This window comes from Polaromonas sp. P1_G4 (assembly GCF_056405475.1).
In genome coordinates, this window is sequence record NZ_JBFUCA010000729.1 from 1 (window position 1) to 1646 (window position 1646).

The window sequence follows — 1646 nt, forward strand, 5'->3', positions numbered from 1 at the left end:
GTACATGCCGCCCCAATTCAAAGGCGACCGCGCAAAGGCTGCGGCGCTGATCCAGGAACACCCCTTTGCCAGCTTGATCAGTGTCGATGACGCTGGTCTTCCGTATGTCACGCATTTGCCCTTGCATCTGGAAGATCGCGGCGATCAGTTGGTGCTGCTGGGCCATGTGGCCAAGCCCAATGCGCACTGGCGCTACCTGCAGGCACGACCGCAGGCCGTGGCCACCTTTCTCGGGCCTCATGCCTACCTGTCGCCCAAGGTCTACCCGGATCTGGCGCGGGTGCCGACCTGGAACTACCTGGCCGYGCATTGCACCGTGCAGGCCACGCTGATCGAAGATCCCCTGGCAAAAGACCGCCTGCTTAAAAAGCTGATTGGCGACCATGAGCCACCTTACGCCGAGCAATGGCGTGGCCTGGGCGAAGAGTTTGCCCACAAGATGCTGGCCGGTATTGTGGCTTTTGAATTGCGGGTCACCGATCTTCAGTGCAAGGTCAAGATCAACCAGCACAGGCCCGAGTCCCACGCAGCGATGAAGGCCATTTACGCGGCCGGCAATGAAAACGAGCGCGGCCTGGCCAACTGGATGGCCCGCCTGGGCATGGCCGGCACAAGCAACACGTCAACGGAGGCCTGAAATGCGCGCCATGTTCAGCATCGTGAGCTTGTTGGTCGTGTTGGCCATCGTGGGGTTCCTGGTCAAGAAGCAGCTGGGCAGCCAACTGGCCGGCCCGCCGGCGGCCGGCGTGCCTGCAGTCTCTGGCGGCGCCACGCCGCAGGAACAAAGCCGGCAAGTGCAGCAGCAGGTCAAACAGTCCGTGGAAAGCCTGATGCAGCAGCCCCGGCCGTCGCAGGACGACAAGTAATTCAATAAGAAACAGGCTATGGCCCTTGCAGGACGAGCGCAAGCAGCTATTAAAATAATAGCAAATGAATGACATCATCTTCATGCAGCAGGCGCTTGCGCAGGCCCGTCAGGCAGCCGGGTCGGGTGAAGTGCCTGTGGGCGCAGTGGTGGTGCGGCGTGGCGAGATCATTGCCACGGGCCGTAACGCCCCGGTAGACGGGCACGACCCGACGGCCCACGCCGAGATCGTGGCGTTGCGCGCGGCGGCACAGGCGCTGGGCAACTACCGGCTGGACGATTGCGAGCTGTTCGTCACGCTGGAGCCCTGCGCCATGTGCAGCGGCGCCATGCTGCATGCCCGGCTCAAACGCGTGGTGTTTGGCGCGACCGACCCGAAGACCGGCGCCGCCGGTTCGGTCATCGACCTGTTTGCCGAGTCCCGGCTGAACCACCAGACCCAACTGCAGGGCGGGGTGCTGGCTGCGGAATGCAGCGCACTGCTGCAGGAGTTCTTTCGCCGGCGCAGGGATGAGCAGCGCGAGGCATCGCGGCTGGCCCATCCGCTGCGCGAGGATGCATTGCGCACGCCCGACGCCGCGTTTGATGCCCTGCCGGGCTATCCCTGGCCGCCCCGTTATGTGAGCGACCTGCCGGCGCTGCAGGGGCTGCGCATGCATTACCTCGACGAAGGCGGCGGTGAGAACAAAGTGGGGGGAGGCGGCCTGACCTTTCTGTGCCTGCACGGCAACCCGGCCTGGAGCTACCTCTATCGCAAGATGATCCCGCCGCTGCTGCAGGC

General features: G+C 64.1%; 3 protein-coding genes. All 3 read left to right on the top strand.

The window, feature by feature from the left end; all coding sequences use genetic code 11:
• Positions 1-637: FMN-binding negative transcriptional regulator (locus AC1D1X_RS22740; RefSeq protein WP_477699268.1), on the top strand; the 637-nt coding region annotated here is incomplete at its 5' end.
• Position 638: 1 nt separating this feature from the next.
• A complete protein-coding gene (locus tag AC1D1X_RS22745; RefSeq protein WP_457282780.1) occupies positions 639-866 on the top strand; it encodes a hypothetical protein in 228 nt (75 codons plus the stop codon).
• A 64-nt stretch (positions 867-930) separates the two neighbouring features.
• Positions 931-1646, top strand: a 716-nt coding sequence (tadA, locus tag AC1D1X_RS22750; RefSeq protein WP_477699269.1) for a tRNA adenosine(34) deaminase TadA, incomplete at its 3' end; no start/stop codon positions are given.